This is a genomic window from Sulfitobacter sp. TCYB15, from assembly GCF_040435955.1.
Classification (GTDB): Bacteria; Pseudomonadota; Alphaproteobacteria; order Rhodobacterales; family Rhodobacteraceae; genus Sulfitobacter; species Sulfitobacter pontiacus.
On the sequence record NZ_CP159193.1, the window covers coordinates 1,752,280 to 1,771,219 of the forward strand.

Sequence of the window (18,940 nt, forward strand, 5' to 3'; positions counted from 1 at the left end):
AAGGAGGAGCCATTGGGCGGGGTGGAGTATCACCTTGTTCCACGGAGCGGATCCGTAGGCCACGACCGGAAAACTGGCAGGTCTTTTCGCACCTGCGTTAAAGTCTTGGCTACGTCTGAAATGAATGTCGTGGTTGGGCTGGGAGCGGTCGTTAGACGTGTTTTGCACGAACGGCAGCAATGGGCCGTTAGTGCTGATCTACACCATGGGCGGTGAGCCGATTTTCGCTGCGCGTGCCTTCGGCGGGCAGCGCGACATCAAAAGTCGACGTTGTCCTAACGAAATTTACTATTGCGCGAGTGCACACCCACCTTGGCACATCGATGCCGTCAGGGGGCGGTCACATCATCAAAGCTATGTTAACCTTTTCGTATTGCCTTAGCTGCCGATGGACCGCCATTCGGGGATGACAGTGAACCAATGATCGAGGCAGATCTTACCGTGTTGATCTTCGTCGCTGTCGGTCTTGCGCCAAGAGACGAGGGCAAAAACCTCGGCGTAGAACCCCTCTCCAGCGACACCCGGCGAGAAGCCTCTTTGCATCTTGCCGATCTGATGCAGACCGTTCTCGATCGGCGCAAAGACATGCCAGGGGTTTTGATCGCTCTGGTTCTGCGTTTTCTTGATCACGATGCGATCTCCGGGCTTCAGCCCGGCGATGACGGCCTTGGTCTTTTGCCGACCGCTCTCGCTGGAATAGCACCACGGCCCATTCCAGGCTGGGAAAGACAGAAATACATCCCGGACAGAGCAGGGGATCAGTGGTGCCTTGGCTTGAGATGCCAGTGGAGGTCGGTGCGGCTCGAGTTTGAGCGGCGCGAGATGCTCTGATCTCTCAACCGAGATCAACCGCCTTGTCGGCGCCATGAGGCCCCCTGTTGTCAGGCTCAGGCTGTATCGGGCCCGGGTTGCGGCGACATAGAAGAGCCGTCGATCTGCGCCCGTGATCGGTAGGCCGTGAAGCCAGTCGCAATCGCAGACGACGACATTGTCGAACTCGAGACCCTTGGAACTGTGCGCGGTGAGCACCTTCACCCCGTTCTGCTCGGGCCGCCAGCCATGCGCCCATTCTACGAACTCCTCGAGCGCCAGGCGCGGCGAAATCTCCACCGGCTGATCTTCGGTGGCCTCGCTTCTCTCGGAACTTCCCTCGGGGCCTTCTTCGGCCGCATCCATCTGGTCACGCAGGTAGTCTCTCAGCCATTGGGCCACGGCACGCGCCCAGAGGCTTCCGTAATGCGCCCCCAGCCACCCGGCGACCCGCTCGATATCCTCCGGCAGCAGCACTCGGCCGACGCGTTCCTTCTTCTCCAACCACTCCCTGACCCGGACTGCTTCCTTGACGCGCGCCATGGGCACGAGCCCTTGGAGGTCGCGTGAGACCTCGATCCCGGCGCTCACCAGCGCGCGCTCGACCACCGGGATATGCGCGCGTCGGCGCACCAGCACGGCGGTAGATGCCCAGCGCCAATTCTCCTTGCCTACCGCTGCGCGAAGACGGAGCAGCTCGGCCGTCGCGAGGGCCGCATGGCTGTCGATGGTTCGATCGGCATTCTCGAGGATCGTTACCCGTCCGAGGTCGGGATCGCGCGGTCGGTGATAGCGGCCTTGCAGTGGATCATGGACCCGGTCTGGATCGATTTCGATTTCCCGGGTCTTCAGGCGATCGGAGCAATGGGAGATGATCTCAGCGGCACAGCGCAAGATGGCACCGCTCGAGCGGTAGTTCCATGTCAGCTCGGGCATCTTCTTGGGCGTGTTGAACAGCCGATCGAAGGCGCGGATATGCTGTCCGCTGGCACCGCCGAAGTCATAGATATTCTGGTCATCGTCTCCGACTGCAATGAAGCGGACATCGACGAGATCGGCCGCACTGCGTGCTTCACTCGCGGCCTTCTTCTGGCTCTGCTGCGAGATTTCCTTGATCAACGCGAAGGAGTCCTCGGTCACATCCTGGAACTCGTCGACGAAGACCCAGCGGAAGCGCCGCAAGATGAGGTCCGAGAGATTGCCGCCGTCATCGCGTTGCTGGTTCAGCCGCGCGCTGGCGTGCGACAGGATGCGATCGAAAGCGCTGGCCTTGCGGCCGCTGTCGGCCTCGGTGTCGGTGAGCCCGACTTCCTCGCCCACCGCCTCATCCGAGAGCTCGCCGAAGGACTGGCCGAGCACCTGCAAGGCAAAGGAGTGATAGGTATAGACCGAGACGACCGCGCCGCGTCGGCCAAGTGCAGTCTTCGCACGCAGGCGCGAGCGGATTTCTTCCGCGGCATGCCGGTTGTAGCACAAAGCCAGGATCTGGTCGGGCGGCACGCGCTCGACGCCGACGAGCCAGACGATGCGCTCCACCAGCACCCGTGTCTTGCCGGCGCCTGGGCCGGCCAAAACCAGCAGATCTTTCAGGCTTGTGTCGTCATGCACGATCTTCGATTGCTCGGGGTCGAGCCTGCTGTGCAGCTCGATCTGCCGCTGGACCGGGGCAGGGCGGTTTTCACGAACCACCTTCAACTCTTCGCCTTCGAAGAAGGTCGCGAGGCTCTCCTTGGACGGCGTCGCGAAGTAGGACTTGAGAAGCTCGGGTGCCTCATCCGGCACATCGAGCACTCGCTGGGCATAGCCGTCCATGAGGTGCAGCTGGCGGATCTCTTCCTCCTGGAAGGCTTCAACCCCGGTGCGGAACATCTCCTGAGTGTAGGAGCGGACGGTCAGGTTGGTATCGCGCCGTGCGATCTCGACGCGGACGGCCTCACTCTTGGTGTAGAGCCCGGCCGAGATGTCGAGCGCCTTGATCCGTGTCAGCAGGCGCAGATGACGCCGCACGAGACGCTCTGATGCGCCCGCTGCGAGCCTGGAGCCGTCCGGAGCGCGCCAGGTCCCTTCGACATCCATATCGAAACTTGCCACTTCTTCAGCGAGGTGATCCGTTTCGATACGCAAGTGGCGCTCGTCGTCAGCGAGCTTCTCGAGCACTTCGAACACGCGGGCTGTTTGCGCACGGTGTTGTTCAAGCCGGGGCCGAAGGTCGTCCGGCTCCAGCTCAGGGGCGAAGATCGTAAGCTGTCTCGTCAGTTGGGCCGGCGTCACTTTGACGCCGATGAGTTTGAGCCGGCGCAGCTCTTCAAGGAGCTGAAGAGCCTCCTTGGCGGTGAGGCGCACGCCTTCTTCAAGCTCGCTCTGAACCTTTTGAAGAAGCGCTGCGAGCGTGATCTGGAATGGCCGCGGCGCGGGCTTGTCGGGTTGCTCGCCTTCCTCGACCTCCTGGGTGTCGTCGAAGGTTTCCTCCTCCGCCGCAGTCCGGGCCTCGAACAGGGCGATGATGACTTCGACCACTGCGTTGCTTTTTTCCGCCCAGGACGAGACGAGGCGCGGCGCAATCCGCGCACCTCCGAGCTTGATGTCGACGGTCTTGTCGAAGTGTAGAAGATCACGCCGATCACGGAGCGCGCCTACGGCTTTGCGCACGATCTTCAATCGGCCGGTCTTTCGCAGGCCGCAGATATCCGCGAGTTCTTCGAGCTCGTCGGGAAGCTGGGGCTCGTCGCCTCTGGCGGCCTGCGAGAAGAGGTGCTGGACGATCCGGGTCTGGATGCGGCTGAGGCCGTGGGGATCGCGGTGTAGCGCGTCCAGAACCTGCCTTTTGACCCGGAGATGAGAGAATCCGGATTGAGCCTGCACCTTGCGAATGAGGCCATGGGCCTCGAGTTCATCAACGATGCGGTCGACCCGTGATCTCTGAAGTTCCTCGGCGCGCTCGTAGGTCGAGCTCTTCAGAAACCCGAGCAGATCTTCAGCGACCACTTGATAGGGCAATGAGATCGGAGGGAAGCGGTTGGTCTTGCGCTGCACGCGGCGCTGGATGTCGAGCACATAGGCCAAGACAGCATCGATGTCTTCCTTATGGAGATGCCCCTGAGCGCAAAGATCAAGGCGGCGGTCATGCTCATTTAGGTCGTGCAGGAGAATGCAGGTGGCTGGCTTTTTGTCGCGCCCGGCGCGCCCTGCTTCCTGGGCATAGGCTTCGAGAGAGGCAGACGGTCCGGTATGGAGCACCAGACGCACCCGCGGGCAGTCGACCCCCATGCCAAATGCGATGGTTGAGACAATGACCTGTAAGCGTCCCTCGGCGAAGTCGCGCTCGACGCGCGCCTTGTCCTCCGGGGTGCGATCGGCGTGGTAGAACTCGACGCTGTGGCCGAGAGCGTCGAGGCTGGACGCGATCTGCTGGGTGTCTTTGCGGCTGTAGGCATAGATGATTGCCTGGCCGCCTTCGGGCAACAGCTCCGGGTCGCGGAGCATGTCGCTCAGTTGCTCATGCGTCTCGTCATTACGGGGCAGCACGCGGTAGGTGAGGTTCGGACGCTCCGCTCCGCCGTCGATAACCGCAAGCGATCGTCCCATTCCGGTCTGGAAGGCCAAACGTATGGCCTTTTGGGTTTCCGGCCGAGCAGTGGCGGTCAGGCACAAAATTACGGCCTCCTCACTGCCGCGCCCGCCGCACTCGGCGATCCACTTGGGCGCACGCCGATAGTCGCCGCGAAAGCCATTACCCCATGCTGGAATGCAATGTGCCTCGTCGAAGACCCACATACCGATGCGTCGGCTCTTGAGCACAGAGCGTGTCGATTTGGAGCCGAGGCTTTCCGGTGCGAGGTAAAGTAGGGCGATCCGCCCCTCGCGGATATCCGAGAGGATTTCGTCGCGGGTTACGACATCGAGATCGCTATGCAGCCGTGCGACGCCGGGCAGACCTTCCTCTTCCGCCTTGGCAGCCTGGTCCTCCATCAGCGCCTTGAGGGGCGAGACCACCACGGTGAGATCGCCGGTGCGCTCGTGATGCTCGAGGGCGGGCACCTGGAAGCAGCGCGACTTGCCGGTGCCGGTGGGCAGAATGCCCAGGGCAGAGCGCCGGGCCAGAGCTGCATCCATCACGCGCTGCTGATAGGCGATGCCCTTCTCGTCGAGGGGCAGCTGGAAGCGCGGGGTCTCGCCCTCGGCCGGCGGAAACCACCGGCTCATGCTATGGAGCGATGTCTCGTGGTCCCGGCAGCGGCGGCAGCCGGATTGGCTGCATCGCCGCCTGCCCAGTTCATCCAGCGCCTCCCGGAAGCCGAGCTCTCCCTTCAGGAGCCACTCGGCCGGTGCCGGCCGCTGGTCGCGATGCCGAACCCAGCTCAGGACCCATGCCAGCGGCCAGCCGTTCTTCGTCTCGAAGGCATGGAGGAGCTGGCCGTGCAGCCCACGCATGCAGACTTGGCCCTGGAACATCCGGACGATCGTGTCGACGATCGGCTTGGCTTCCTCCAGATCATCGCCTGAAGAGGCAGAGGCACGCCCCAAGACGGCATCGAAGAAAGCCTCGTAGCCTTTGTGGTTTGCGCCAAGGCCGCACAGCCAACGCAGGACCTCGACCCACTCGCGGTCCATCGTCTCGAAAGCCAAGGCCTCGGAGCGGAGGAGGGCGATGGTTTCGAGCGTGTCCTGGACGGGATCTGCCAAGCCTGTTTGGGCCAGATATGGCTTGTTCAACGCATGCGACTTGAGGCCGGGGAAGGCGAGGGGGCTGAGCCAGATCGTATCGACGAGCTGAAGATCGTCGAATGACCTGCCTGTCAGAGCTTCGAGTTCAGGGAGATCGTGGATCGCTGCATTGTGGCCAATCGCGAAGCGATGACGGCGCAGTTCGGCCTCGATTTTCGCGGCCGACAGTCCGCACTTGTTAGCGGCCTCCTCTGGCTCAGCGTCGGCAGGAAATGCGGCGGCGTCACGAAGACGCGCCAGACCCTTGGCGTCATCGATGATTTCGAGATCGAAGCCAACTGAGGCGGAAAGTAGGTCATCAATGGTTGCATTTGGCGTCGCCGATGCGGTGGTGCCACTGTGCTCCCTAACTACTTGAAACCCCTCGGACAAAAAACGCTTGAGCAAGTGATACCTCCATTGGGGAGGAAATAGAAACTACAAGCCGAATTCAATCGAAAAAGTAGGTTGCGACCAAGTATGGGTGAAGGTCCGGTATGGGGAAGCAGCGCTGCGGCAATGGTGATCTTGAGTAATGACCGCTATGGGCCGTTTGCGAAGATAAACACAAGGGGCGGGAAGCGGCCCTTTGCTACACCATGCATAGATGTCAGCTGTGTGGGACCTTTCAGACCTTCGCTGCAAGTGGGCCAATGTCGGGGTCAGCGAACCGTTCAACAAGCGGTCGTTTTTTGTCAGATCTTTCAGGCTAACTTAAACTCGAAGTTGCTTGTCAAATATTCGCAAAGTAATCGCCGACTTTCTCAAGCGAATATATTGCCATAATTTTTCCATAATACGCTGCCAAGTAATCTCGAAATAATGTTGGAGCTACAATGCGGTATAAAACCTTTGTGACATTCTTTGCCACGCTGATCATAGTAATGCCTGGTGCGTCTCAAGCCGATGAACCCTTCATGCCCTATATGGATCCTGATGGAACTGCGCCTCGGGAAATCCAATGCCGTATAGCGGACCATGGCACTATTTATCATAGTGGATCCTGCTATTTTCAGGCTGATGTTGGAGGTTCCTTCACGGTAGTAACCGGAAACGCAAAATATGCAGTCACTGTGGGTCCAATCGAAGGTAATTACGCTCAGGGTATGTGGACCGAAGAAGCTTACGCGAGCCATATGCACGGTCAGTTGCACGACCTTAATCGTTCCACTGAGGACCCGGCGTGTTGGGAAAACGATGAGCTTTCAATCTGCGCTTGGTAAGCTTCAGATCAAGGTTTTACGAAAAGGTTGCTGAACTGGCGTTCAGCTGCCTTCAGCGTCCGTTCAAAAACGCGCGGTATTGGCACGGCTGAGAAACGATCTATTTTTGGCTGTCTCGCAACAGCGGATATCCATGGATCGCGCAGCATCGGTTACATTGGGCTCGAAGCGGACGTGTCGCTTAAAGGCTTTGAAACGAATAACTGCAAAATGAAATGCAAAGGGCAGGCATGGCACTAACGCTATATCATCTTAGCTGAACCGCAGATCTTTCCCATTAAGTGAAACCACCTCACATTGCTGTCTTTCTAAAAGAGCTTGTCGAAGATATCCTCCATCTCCCTTCCTGCAGCGGCGAGCGCTGCTTGCTTGGCTTGATCGCCGGTGTACTTCTTCCGTGCTTGCTGGGATGTGTGATCATTCATAAGCATACCGGCCAACGTCGCATCCTCGCTGATCGCAAATACAACATCGTAAACGATAGACCTGCAGATATGCGCGCCTGTTCCGAATTCCCTCGACCAGATCTGAGAAACATAATTTTCGGATACTGATAATCCATTGGGGTGGACGAAAAGGGGCCACTCGTCTTCTTCAGCCGTGGCTCGCAGTGCGTTCAGGTATTTTTCGTTGTCATCTTGTAGCAGCCGCGCATCCACAAAACCTTGGACGCTCGGATGAACCGACCCCGGATAGGCCTCTCGTCCAACCCGGTGCCGGGTTTTACGAAGTTTATAGTCGCGCAAACGGTAGCGTCCCTCTGCCCAAACTAAATCACGGCCGAAACGCAGATCGTGCCACTCCCTTCGAAGTGGCGTCAGCGGTGGTATCGCAATCGCCATCGCACGGTTGCGTTGAATGTGACGTTGTGCAGGATTTTTGTATTTTTGAACTTGGTGCCGAATATTATCGGCACGAGGAAGGATTGTGATAATGTCGATTTTTGCGAGAGCAGTAAATTTCTGCGAAGTCACTATATCTGAGCCATCACGCAGCTTTTTTAGAAGCCGGTTCAAGTCTTCGATAATCTTTGGTGAAAATTCTTTTGAGAGCTTTATAAATTCCCGGAGGTCCGAGAATGTTGCTACGAGCGTTGAGGGGCACAGAGGTCTTCCCCTGTTAGATATCCGTGTCGTCTCGTAGACATAGAACGAGTGAAGTTTCGCTGTTTCAAATTCCAGCGCCAAGCCGTTTTCCTGAAGAAACCAACCGTACTGGCAGACCTTGCGCGTCATTCGCTCGTAGAGATCCGAGACCAGCCTGATCTCACCGCCTTCCATGCGGTTCCGAATAGAGATAAGATGTTGTTGCCAGCATTCAGGAAGGTCTTCGGGATACAGAGAGATCAGACGTTTATAGTCACGACGGGCTTCTTTTGAGATGCCGGCAAAACGCACGCAGGCAGTGCGCATCTCTTGTGCCACGCGCAGTGCTGCAAGCGGCGGTGCGCCAGTGCCATCGGTCTTGATCATAGCTTTAATAGCATGATCAATTGCTGACGCGTTTTCATTCAGGCGTGCCCAAACATGGCAGTCGGATGGCGTGAGCTCGGGGCAGTTATGTTGGGTCATGAATTCGATCAAACTGTCGAGTGCCCATAGCTCATTGAGCGGCATGCTAAGTAGGACGGGGGATGCCGCATTCGGTTGCCAATGCGGTTTCGAAAGGATTGAGTGTCTGTTCATTTTCCGGCGAGCGCCTCTGCGAGCAAGTCTTGAACTTCCTCCAGTTTCTGCTGCTTGTCGATCCAGCCATAATACGTATCCAACACACCCACTGAGCAGCCCAAATACGCAGCGGCTCGGCCACGATTGCTCCATGATCGTGCCAGAAGCAGGGTTGCAAACCCGTGCCTGAAATTATGCGGAAACATCGGTAGACCAATCTCGGCGCTACTGCGGGTCAGCCACTTGTATAGCATCGCACCGGCTACAGGGTTAGGCGACTGTTCCGAGACAAAGAGGTGTGTAGCCATCGGGCATTCCAGATGTTTACAAAACTTGGGGTTGGCATAGTTGAAGAGCGGTCGCGCGGTTTTCAGATACCAGTCCAGGACCTCGTACCCGCAATATTTATCATCCCTGACGTGAATGGGGGGCAGATCAACATATGCGCCCTTCATATCTTTCTGCGCGATCCGCAACTCAAAGATTCTTTTGTCGCCTGTCGTCTTTCGGAACAAGTTCTGGTTTACGCCTGCGCATTCGATCGCAAGGGCGCTGCCTTTTCTAAGGCCCGCCCCGCGGATCTCGAGCGCGGAAAAGGCTGCGCAGCTTGCAAACCGCCTTGCATCGCGGAGCTGCTGGGTAGAAAGGAGTTTGTCTGTGGCGAGGATATCTTGCGCCCGTTCTTTGTAAAGAACATGCTGACTTAGGAATATTCGGACATCGGAAGGATTGTGGATCAGGCGCTCGCAAAATACCCGGTTCTTGGGGGACATCTTTTTTCCGACGGTTTGTCCTTCCCGCAGGTGCGGATTTTTCTTCAGACTCTTAAGCCACTTCTTGGTCTTGAGACCGTTGGCATTGCCGATCTGCGCGACGATCCGTACGTAGTCTGCTGCGGTACGGAGACTAAATCGGGGGTCCTTTTCCGAAAGACCAATCCAATGCCGGATTGCACTGATGCGGATCTCGTTACCGAACAAGGGATCGAGACAATCCAGCGAAGCCAGATCCGCCTGGTTCGTTTCTTGGGCGGCGCGGGCAAGTGCTATCAGCGCGGCCCTGTAAGTCGTGGCCGTTTTCTCGTTGAAATTCTCCGAACAAGATTCCGATACATCGTCGTAGGTGGTACGGTCGAAGCGCGCGTTCTCGACCATGTTGGCGATCATAGCACGGACGGGGTCCGGGACCGGTGTGCACGCGGCCGGAACAAGATATGCCGTGTCGTAGCCTGGCGGAAGATGCGCAGCAATCACTTGAAATGTCATTAGGCGCATAATCGCCTTGAGGGCGTTCGATGACTTCACCTGTTCATGAAATGGCATCGTTTTGAGAAATCCTGGCACAATTTGCGGCGTTAAATCTACAGGGTCGATACCGGCTGCTCGCGCCTTATCTGAAAACGTCCGTATGGCTGCAAATGTAGCCGGATACACAGGGCCTCGATCTTTTGATAGTTGATCAAGGAGGATTAGAAACGGGGTCCAGCCATCATCGCGGGCGCGAATCTCAGCTTTGGCACCGACCATGCCGAGCGTTGTCTTGATGCGGCGGCGGACAACTTCACGCCACTTCGCGTAGCTACTCTTCGAAGACCAGAAATTACGATCCGCTCCTGGCAATGGTCCTCCTCCAATTTCTTTCAACAAAGGAAAATGATCGTCAAACCACTTGAGAATATCACCACTGAAGGCCGATAGCGGCGTATTAAAAAAGTCTCCAATGCGCGCGATGCGGTTGCGTTCAGTTTCATCTTTGGTTTCATCGAAGACCGTTTGCATTGTTTTTGCGACTGGCAAAATGGTAGCTGTTAAGGCTGTCTGCGATGCGCTGGAAAAAATTCCCATTTAGAAATCCTTTTTAGGAGGGTGTTGCACAGCCGTCATGACGGCTGTGCGTTTGCGTAGTTGAGTGGAATTTAGGGTCGGAATATGCCCTTAGGAAATGTGCGTGATTTTCAGATTTTTTGTTTCGAGAGCGATGAAATATCCTTTTAACTGGTCGGAGGGGGATATTGGCCGCTTAGCGTGCATACGAAGTGAGAATGTGCGCTGGAGTCGAAACTATCGAAAACTAAGCCACGCCTTATGTTTCCGACAGTTTCGCCTCGACCGGGGACCCGTGCGCGCAATCGCCTCCGTGTGCGTTGGCACCGGATCCCGTGCAGATTCTACCCGCGGAAGCTTGGAGAGTTGCATGATCCGCTGCATTGGAGAACAAGCCACCATCGCTATTGCGTGCGAAAATGGGCGAGGCTTTCGATGTGCTGTGTTGTGGTTCTGCACTTTGTGTCGGACCATCCGTAACCGTAACCAAATTGGAACATGAGGACGCGAGGCTGTTGGTCACATCAGCGATGATGTAACGGACACGGCCTTGCATAAGTATACGTGCAGGCAAGTCGCGTTTTACTTTAAGCAGCGTGTCAATCCGCGATTGCGGGACGTTCAGATTCCGCGCCAGGCACGATGCTGCGACAGCATGCCCCTTGATTGGCTTAAGAGCATCCCACGCGTTTTTCGGACTCGACAGCATTTGTTCTATCTGAGCGCGGAGCATAACATGACGGTTGGGCCCAAACGCGTAGAGCGGAGGATAGCTATTGCCTGGTGCGCGAAGTCGGCTCAAAAGGTGGTCGCTGGTTGTGCCAAAACGCTCTGCGACCGTACTGATGCGTACGAAGCCTTGCCCAAGCATTTCTTCCTCAGCGGCGGTGGCGGGCTCCAAACCCAATAGATGCTCGTATACACGCATCATCGGGAATTTGGTGCCCAGTGGTGCAATGCCGAACCGGGCGAGGAACGGGCCAATCTCATTCCGCGACAGAGTTGACCACTTGTGCAGTTCGAGACGGGTTGCGAAATGGAATTTCGATAATGGTAGCAATGGCATCTCCTGTTTTTCAGGAAATGGTGCTGATTAGGAAGATACGGAAAAATATTATCCACGAAAGTGGGAGACACTGACCTATAGCAACCCGATCCGGCTGTCGCGCCAGTCGCGGATACACTCTATATGCAATCGAGCCGTTTGTGCCCGCATGAAGCATTGTTCCTTTTCGATTAAGTCAAGATAATCGTCGGCGACCAGATCGCCAGGCGCAGGATCATCTCCGCGCGAACAAACGCCGAAGGTCCGTAAGCATCGCCACACGAAATGCCCAGCCTCTAAAAGCTGTTTTGATCCGCCTTCGAGTGCCGCTTCAAACCTACGTGGAAGGGGGAAGTGGGCGTTCTTCAGACGTGCGCCTATCTGGGGCATCGGCCCGAGACGGTCTGAAGGCAAAAGTTTGGTCTGTGCAATGCCTACTGTGTCGTACAATGCGTCAAAGTTAGTTACCGCACGGTTCCATTTGCGCCGCAGGTCCGGCCGAAGAGACCGCTCGTAAATCCACGCCCATTCTCTGTCCAAGTGCCATGGCTCGAGCCCTGTATTGGCAGCAACGCTCATAAGTGTGTCTATCGGATTGTCAGCGCGCGGAATGCCTGCCGCTACAATTGCGACCTGTAAGTTTTGCCAGCCAACTGTCTTTATCTGATCCAGACGATCTGCGAGTCGAAGTAACTCTGTCCGGTAGTGCGTCAACTTCTGTTCGTGCGTGGCCATGGCCTCCGCGGTCAAAGCACGCCATGGAATGGCAGCGTAGTCTGCAGCGAACTTGGTTTTGTCGGGTGTCAGGGAATAAAGGCTTCGAACCGCGACGATCATCGCTCTCACGCCGTTTTTGGTATATCCTGCTTTTTGCGCGTCAGACCGCAGTGCATTCTCAAGTGCCTCAGGTGGCTTTCCGCTTTTACTCTGGAGCCAGTCTCGCTGGTCGCCGATGGTAGGTCCTGGCAAGAAATCAGGAAGCGCTGTGCGCAAGTAGTCAAGGGATGCGAGCCCCTTTAATAATTTGGGCGTTTCGCGGGCCTTGAAGGCTATCGTAAGAAACTGTCTCGCAATATCTTCATCTACTTTAGCAGGTGGCACCGGTGGTTCAACATTCTCAGCATATCTTTTTATCAACAGAAGGCCAGATAGGTCGATGCCATTCACATCAGTCGCTTGGGCGCGAGTGATCAAACTTTCCCAAGGAGATAGACGGTTAGTATGGGCGAGAAATGTGCGAAGAACGGTCTGGTATGATCTCAGTGTTAGATCAGCGAAATCAGGGAATGTAGTTTCGAAAATAGTCTGCGTATCTCCGTAAGATCTTTGGCTATCAATCTCATACCCAGCTTTAAGGAGTTCGCTGAGGAGCCAGCGTAAATCCTTTATTCGTCTTGGGCTTGCAGAGCGATTTTGGGCAAATGAAGCCACCTCTGTCTCGACAAAGGCCGGCAGCACAATTTTCTTTCTTCTTGCATGTGTTGGCTGAGATTTAGCTTTTGGCACATATATCTCGGGTCGCCGCACCCGATCGGTAGTGACGTCTGCATGCACGAACGCAGAATCCGCGGTGCGAAGCAATGAGAGAAGAGCGCTCAGATAAAGAGTAGCGGTGCCTGAAGAAACCATCCTTTGCACGGCCGCGTGGTATCGCGCAGCTTCCGCGATTCCTAAAGACCAGCCAGGACGTGGTCCATTCACGCCAAGTATGCCGAAATCCACCCCAAGTTCAAACGCACGCCGAGCGTGAATCGCGTAGCTGATAGGAAGCTGTCCAATTACTATCGCCAGCGCTTTCGGCAGCTCGATGCGCACCTTGTCGCCGTCGCGGTAGATTGGCATGGGCCCTATGTCTTCGGAACAAAGGATATTCGCCGCTAAAACCCGAGGATCGGACCTCAAACGATCGATAGTCGAAAGAGATCTCCTGAAGACCATCCTGTTATTTCCCCGTAGAGGGCGATCAGCAACTATTGCTTGGTTTCGCGTCAGATCACGTAAGGCCAATCCAGGGAAGAATAGTTCAAATTGTTTTCGGTTCACTCCGGGAAGGCGCTGCTTTTTAGCAAGCAGGTTCAACAAGGTATACGGATCCTTTTCAGGCCAAGCGCCTGCAAGTTTGGCGTGCCGAAGGACACTGGCTCGGCAGCGATTGTACAGTATCGCATCGCCGAAAGCTTCAACCAAATCGCCATTTGGGCTGTGTGGAAACCAGGTCGCGAAATCCTCTTCCGATGCAAGTACCTTGGCGTCATAGAACGCTGATCCCGTAACTGCCTTCGCAAGTCCGAGGAATGCCAGCGCAGACTGTACACTTGACGTGGGTACGATGCCATTTTCAATGCGCTCATGCAGCTCGGCAAGACTTAAACTGTGTTTTGTTTTTTTCATGTAGTGGATATGTGTTCTTTTTGGAGCGTCCGGAAATTCTGGCACTTCAATAGGAGATTCAGTCACTGGACAATCGCACTTATAGTGACATTAGTCTCTCCGCGGATGAATCGATGGCACTTGGAAAGCTTTTCATAAGCCAGCTTGAGACTTAACGAACGTCCGAACTGAGGATGTAGTCGCCGAGGGAATATCCCCGGCGACCTGCAATGTGCAGTTGATCGGCAGATTTTGTCTTAGCCAGCATTCCGGAAGCGTGCTTGCAGTTCACTGATCCGTGCGCCGTGCGAACGCAGAGCCGCAGAAGCATCAAAACCTCGTTCGCTTGCGGCGCTGTCGGCGGCATGCGACGTTTGATTTCCCAGAGCGCATTCGATCTCCTGAAGCCCTGTTTTGATTACTGCTGCATCTGGGTGCCGGCTCCCTAAGATACCATGCAAATCGCAAAGTGCGTCGAAACCTGCTGGTGCTTCAAAAACGCTAAATAGATCTCAAAGGGCATGACCGTGACGGCGTAAGTGGCGTTCGGTGTCCGCTATGCGGTCATATGCGGCCTGATTGGTGTTTTCTGTAATGTTGTTTTGCATGAGAAACTTCCTGTTTATGCGGGAAATCGACTGGATTGGGTGCCTATTCTTCGGGGTCACGATCACAGCAGGGCTTGAGGCGGTCTTTTCGTAGCGTGTGCATCTTGTTGGTTTCTAAGGGTGTCCTGTCTGTTGGTATCAATTAGATTGGTCGATCGCGAAAAGGACGAAGGAGAGAAATGTCGGGGAGCGGTTATTACTTGAACGAGCGAGCAGCTGCCCGGGAAAGACACCGGAGGTCTTGTCATGCCGCTTCGTTAGGGTGCGAACACAAGGAAAAGGTACTGCTGGCGGTTGGATCAGACCACTGGCCAATTTGAAAAAATTGCAAGTAACAGCGATTGCTAACGATATGTTGTACCGATACAAAAATAGCAGTTGTATGTGAGCAGGTGTTGCTGCCAGCAGTCTGCTGCATGTCCGAACTTATGCCAAACAGTCAGTGTCAGAACACAACAACCACACTCAGTGGAAAGACAGACAAAGAGGTCCGGATAGCTGGATCAAATGCAGACGTTCTTATCACTCAGGAGGGGCGTTGCTGAATAAGGAAGCGTAAATGAACCCCGTCGAGATCGAACAAGCTATCTCCGAACTCGCCGAAGTACCATTCGACCCAGCTGAATTCCCTTTTGCTTTTCTTGAGGCTTTTGGGCGCAAGCCGACCGAGGTCAAGAAGCTTCGCAAGGGCGACACGAATAAATCCGATCTGGGTGGCGTCCTACAGCGCAACAACATCCACATCGCCACCTGCGCCCCTGGTGCTGTCTCCGACACCCTCGTGGCGCTCAAAAACAGCGCGTCCACCACCAAGTTCAAAGCCAAGTTCATCCTCGCCACCGATGGTCAGGATTTCGAGGCAGAAGACCTGATCGGTGGAGAAACGGTCGCCTGCACATATCAGCAGTTTCCTGATCACTTTGGCGTCTTCCTGCCGCTTGCGGGTATCTCGACTGTCAAACAAATCCGCGAGAGCGCCTTTGATATTAAGGCCACAGGCCGCCTTAACCGTCTTTATATGGAGCTGCTGAAAGATAACCCTGATTGGGGTACCTCTGAGCGCCGTCATGATCTGAACCACTTCATGGCGCGGCTGATCTTCTGCTTCTTTGCTGAGGATACCGATATTTTCGGTGGCGACGACCTGTTCACCTCTACGATCGACCGTATGTCAAACCGCGATGGCAGTAACACGCATCAGGTCATCTCCGGCATCTTCCGTGCGATGAACGTAGCGCCGAAGGACCGGACCGCCGCCAATCTGCCCCGCTGGGCCGATGCCTTTCCCTATGTGAACGGCGGGCTGTTTTCGGGCAGCACCGAGGTTCCGCGCTTTTCCAAGATCGCACAGCGCTATCTGAGCCATATCGGTGGACTGGACTGGACCAAGATCAACCCCGACATCTTCGGCTCCATGATCCAGGCCGTCGCGGATGAGGATGAACGCTCTGTCCTTGGCATGCACTACACCTCTGTCCCGAACATCCTGAAGGTGCTGAACCCATTGTTTCTGGATAATCTGAACGCAGCGCTGGAGGAGGCAGGCGACAACCGTCGCAAGCTGGCCAACCTGCGCGCTCGCATTGCCAAGATCCGTGTGTTTGATCCGGCCTGCGGATCGGGCAACTTTTTGGTCATCGCCTACAAGGAACTGCGCGCGATCGAGGCGGTGATCAATGAGCGGCGAGGGGAGGCGGACCGCAAGACGGACATCCCCCTGACCAACTACCGCGGGATCGAATTGCGCGATTTCTCGGCCGAGATTGCGCGGCTGGCGCTGATCATTGCGGAATACCAATGCGATGTGACGTATAGGGGTCAGAAAGAGGCGCTGGCCGAGTTCCTGCCACTGGACAGTCAGAACTGGATCACCTGCGGCAACGCCCTGCGGCTCGACTGGCTGTCGATCTGCCCGCCCACGGGGACGGGGGTGAAGTTCCAATCCGAGGATTTGTTCCAAAGCCCGCTGGATCAGGCGCAGATTGATTTCGAGAATGAGGGGGGCGAGACGTATATTTGCGGGAATCCGCCGTATCTTGGATCTACATGGCAAAGCAAAGAGCAAAAGGCCGATTTGCAGCGTATCTTTGATGGGCGCACCAAAACTTGGAAGTCCTTGGACTATGTCGCGGGCTGGTTCATGAAGGCCGCTGATTACGGGTTACACACACCAACCGTGTCGGCCTTCGTTTCAACGAACTCCATTTGCCAGGGGCAGCAAGTGCCGACCCTGTGGCCGCTGATTTTTGGAACAGGACATGAAATTTCTTTTGCCCATACCTCTTTCAAATGGGCCAATCTCGCCAACCACAATGCAGGCGTGACGGTGGTGATTGTCGCAATATCCAATCATTCAGGATTGGGGCGAAAACTCTATGGGCTAAATGCTCAAGGCGAGACCGTGTTAAAAGAGGGTGAGAATATCAATGCATATTTGGTGGTGGCTCCGAATGTCATTGTGAAACCAAGCGACAAAATACTCGGTGGCATTAATAAGATGGATAATGGGAATAAGCCGGTTGATGGTGGGAACTTGTTGCTGGAAACGGACGAAGTAGCTGATCTGCACCTCTCTAAAGAAGATGAGACAAAGTTTGTAAGGCAATATGTAGGCTCGCAGGAAGCCATCAACGGGAAAATGAGATATTGCCTTTGGATAAGCGATAGTGAGAGAGCACAGGCAGAAGAAATACCATCGATTAGGCGCCGGATCGAATCTGTTCGAACTGATCGATTGAAAAGCACAAAAAAGATGACCCGCGACACTGCAGATCGACCTCATGCTTTTCAACAAGTCAGGCAGTCAGGCAATGAAGAACTAATAGTAGTTCCTCGTGTTTCCTCTGAAGGGAGGGATTATCTTCCCTGCGCCTTAATGAAACCGGGTGCTATTATGTCGGACAAGGTCTTCGCCCTCTACGACGCCCCCCTCTGGAACATGGCCTTCATCGCCTCGCGCCTGCACTGGGTCTGGATCGGCACCGTCTGCGTCCGGCTTGAGATGCGTTTCTCCTACTCCAACACCCTCGGCTGGAACACCTTCCCCGTCCCCAAACTCACCGAAAAGAACCGCGAGGATCTGACACGCTGCGCCGAAGATATCCTTCTGGCCCGCGAGGCACATTTCCCCGCCACCATCGCCGATCTCTACAACCCCGAAACCATGCCCGAAAACCTCCGCGCCGCCCACGACCGCAACGACGAGACACTTGAGCGCATCTACATCGGCCGGCGCTTCAAGAACGACACCGAACGGCTCGAGAAGCTGTTCGACATGTACACCAAAATGACCACGAAGGTATCGGGATGAGCCTCGACAACAACGACGCCCATTTGCCGACATTGGACGATTTGGAAAGCCTGTTTGTCAACAATGCCGATCTGGACAATATTCGTGCCCACCTCAGTCGCTTCAATCCCATCAAAACCATGGGCATGGAACGGATGGAAATCCGACACTCCGCGATTTTGGGCTGGCTGTTGAACCCTCAAGAAACCCATGGGCTGGGCGACACCTTTCTCAAGGCGTTTCTGGCTCAAGCGTTGCGCGGCGATGACAGTAAGGCACGACCAACAGCGTTGGATGTCTCGCAAGCCGATATGCTGGACGCCGAAATTAGGCGTGAGTGGCGCAACATTGATCTGCTTGTTCTAAGCCCACGCAACGGCTGGGTTTTTGTGATCGAGAACAAATTCGACAGTGGTCAGCATAGCAACCAGCTGAAACGATATATGGACGTAGTGGATGCGACTTTCATGGGATCGGATAGCTTTCATTTGGTGCGCGGGATCTTTTTAACCCTTTGGGAAGAAAAGCCCGAAGACGATCGATACGCGGCAATTGAATACGGCACTATCTGCGAGTTGTTACGTCAGACCGCGTTGTCGGGTCGGCAGCCGTTGACGCCGGAAGTACAAACATTTTTGAAGCATTATTTAGACGTTATTCGAGAGGCGACAGGCATGAGCAATGAGCAAGCCGAAATGGAGAAACTGGCCCGGCAACTCTACCGTGATAACAGGCGCGCGCTTGATTTTATTGTGGAGCACGGGAAAAGCACGGACTTCTCTTTTGCTTGTGATGCTGTGTTTGGGGAGGGCCTTGAAGAAAAGCAGTTATTCAAAGTCGGAAGGCAGGAATTCGTATATACCTACGGGGATGCTCATGTATTCGGCTTCCTGCCAAGGGTCTGGTATGATGCCTTAGGTGGTGAAAAATATTGGTGGGACCTCCGTGAAAACTGGTGGGCAGGCTTCCCCCTCATCACTTGGGTCCAGCTTACAAGTGATGCAAATGGGGCCAGTGGTCAGGTTCGCCTGTACGCAGAGGTCGGCCCACTGAGCGATCATGATTTCCGGCGCGACTTGATTGCTGCCATTACGGAAGTGGCCAAAAAGAAATCACTGACAACAATTGGTTTTCAACGTGGCGCGGCCGACGAGGGCAAAAAGTATTCAAAGTTCTTCAAAAAGAACTTCTTTGCAGTTGATGACATTCATGACCACGACAAGATCGCAAATGCCATCAAGAAGGCGCTCAAGTCTTTTGAGGCCGAGATGGACGCTGTTGCTAAGGTTTTGCCTCAGTTCGTATCGCACGGCCAGGAAGAAAGTTCGGAATGATTGGGTGTTCCAACCGCGATGTGGGTCGTATCAAGAACAACAATGGACGGATGGAGAGCTGTTCAAC

The 18,940-nt window shown here is 55.3% G+C and carries 7 protein-coding genes; 2 read left to right on the forward strand and 5 right to left on the reverse strand.

Going from position 1 to position 18,940, the window contains the following annotated elements:
- Positions 1 to 378: 378 nt before the first annotated feature.
- From ABM428_RS08440 to ABM428_RS08460, 5 genes are all read right to left on the reverse strand, one after another.
- Positions 379 to 5,922, reverse strand: coding sequence for a RecQ family ATP-dependent DNA helicase (locus tag ABM428_RS08440; RefSeq protein WP_353627835.1), 5,544 nt, complete (start codon positions 5,920 to 5,922; stop codon positions 379 to 381).
- Between the two features lie 1,123 nt (positions 5,923 to 7,045).
- Positions 7,046 to 8,308: a hypothetical protein gene (locus ABM428_RS08445; RefSeq protein WP_353627836.1), complete on the reverse strand. Its 1,263-nt coding sequence runs from the start codon at positions 8,306 to 8,308 to the stop codon at positions 7,046 to 7,048.
- A 110-nt stretch (positions 8,309 to 8,418) separates the two neighbouring features.
- A complete protein-coding gene (locus ABM428_RS08450; RefSeq protein ID WP_353627837.1) occupies positions 8,419 to 10,248 on the reverse strand; it encodes a hypothetical protein in 1,830 nt (609 codons plus the stop codon).
- Positions 10,249 to 10,486: 238 nt separating this feature from the next.
- Positions 10,487 to 11,293 carry a hypothetical protein gene (locus ABM428_RS08455; RefSeq protein WP_353627838.1) on the reverse strand — a complete coding sequence of 269 codons (807 nt, stop codon included), beginning with the start codon at positions 11,291 to 11,293 and terminating at the stop codon, positions 10,487 to 10,489.
- A gap of 75 nt (positions 11,294 to 11,368) precedes the next feature.
- Positions 11,369 to 13,663, reverse strand: a complete 2,295-nt coding sequence (locus ABM428_RS08460) for a hypothetical protein (protein WP_353627839.1) — start codon at positions 13,661 to 13,663, stop codon at positions 11,369 to 11,371.
- A 1,146-nt stretch (positions 13,664 to 14,809) separates the two neighbouring features.
- Between ABM428_RS08460 and ABM428_RS08465 the strand changes: the two genes are divergently transcribed.
- The gene (locus tag ABM428_RS08465; protein WP_353627840.1) at positions 14,810 to 17,560 is read left to right on the forward strand and encodes a DNA methyltransferase; all 2,751 of its coding nucleotides are present in this window, start codon (positions 14,810 to 14,812) and stop codon (positions 17,558 to 17,560) included.
- On the forward strand, positions 17,557 to 18,873 hold the full coding sequence (locus ABM428_RS08470) for a PD-(D/E)XK nuclease family protein (protein ID WP_353627841.1): 1,317 nt from the start codon (positions 17,557 to 17,559) through the stop codon (positions 18,871 to 18,873). The genes ABM428_RS08465 and ABM428_RS08470 overlap by 4 nt, the downstream gene beginning before the upstream one ends.
- Positions 18,874 to 18,940: the final 67 nt, after the last annotated feature.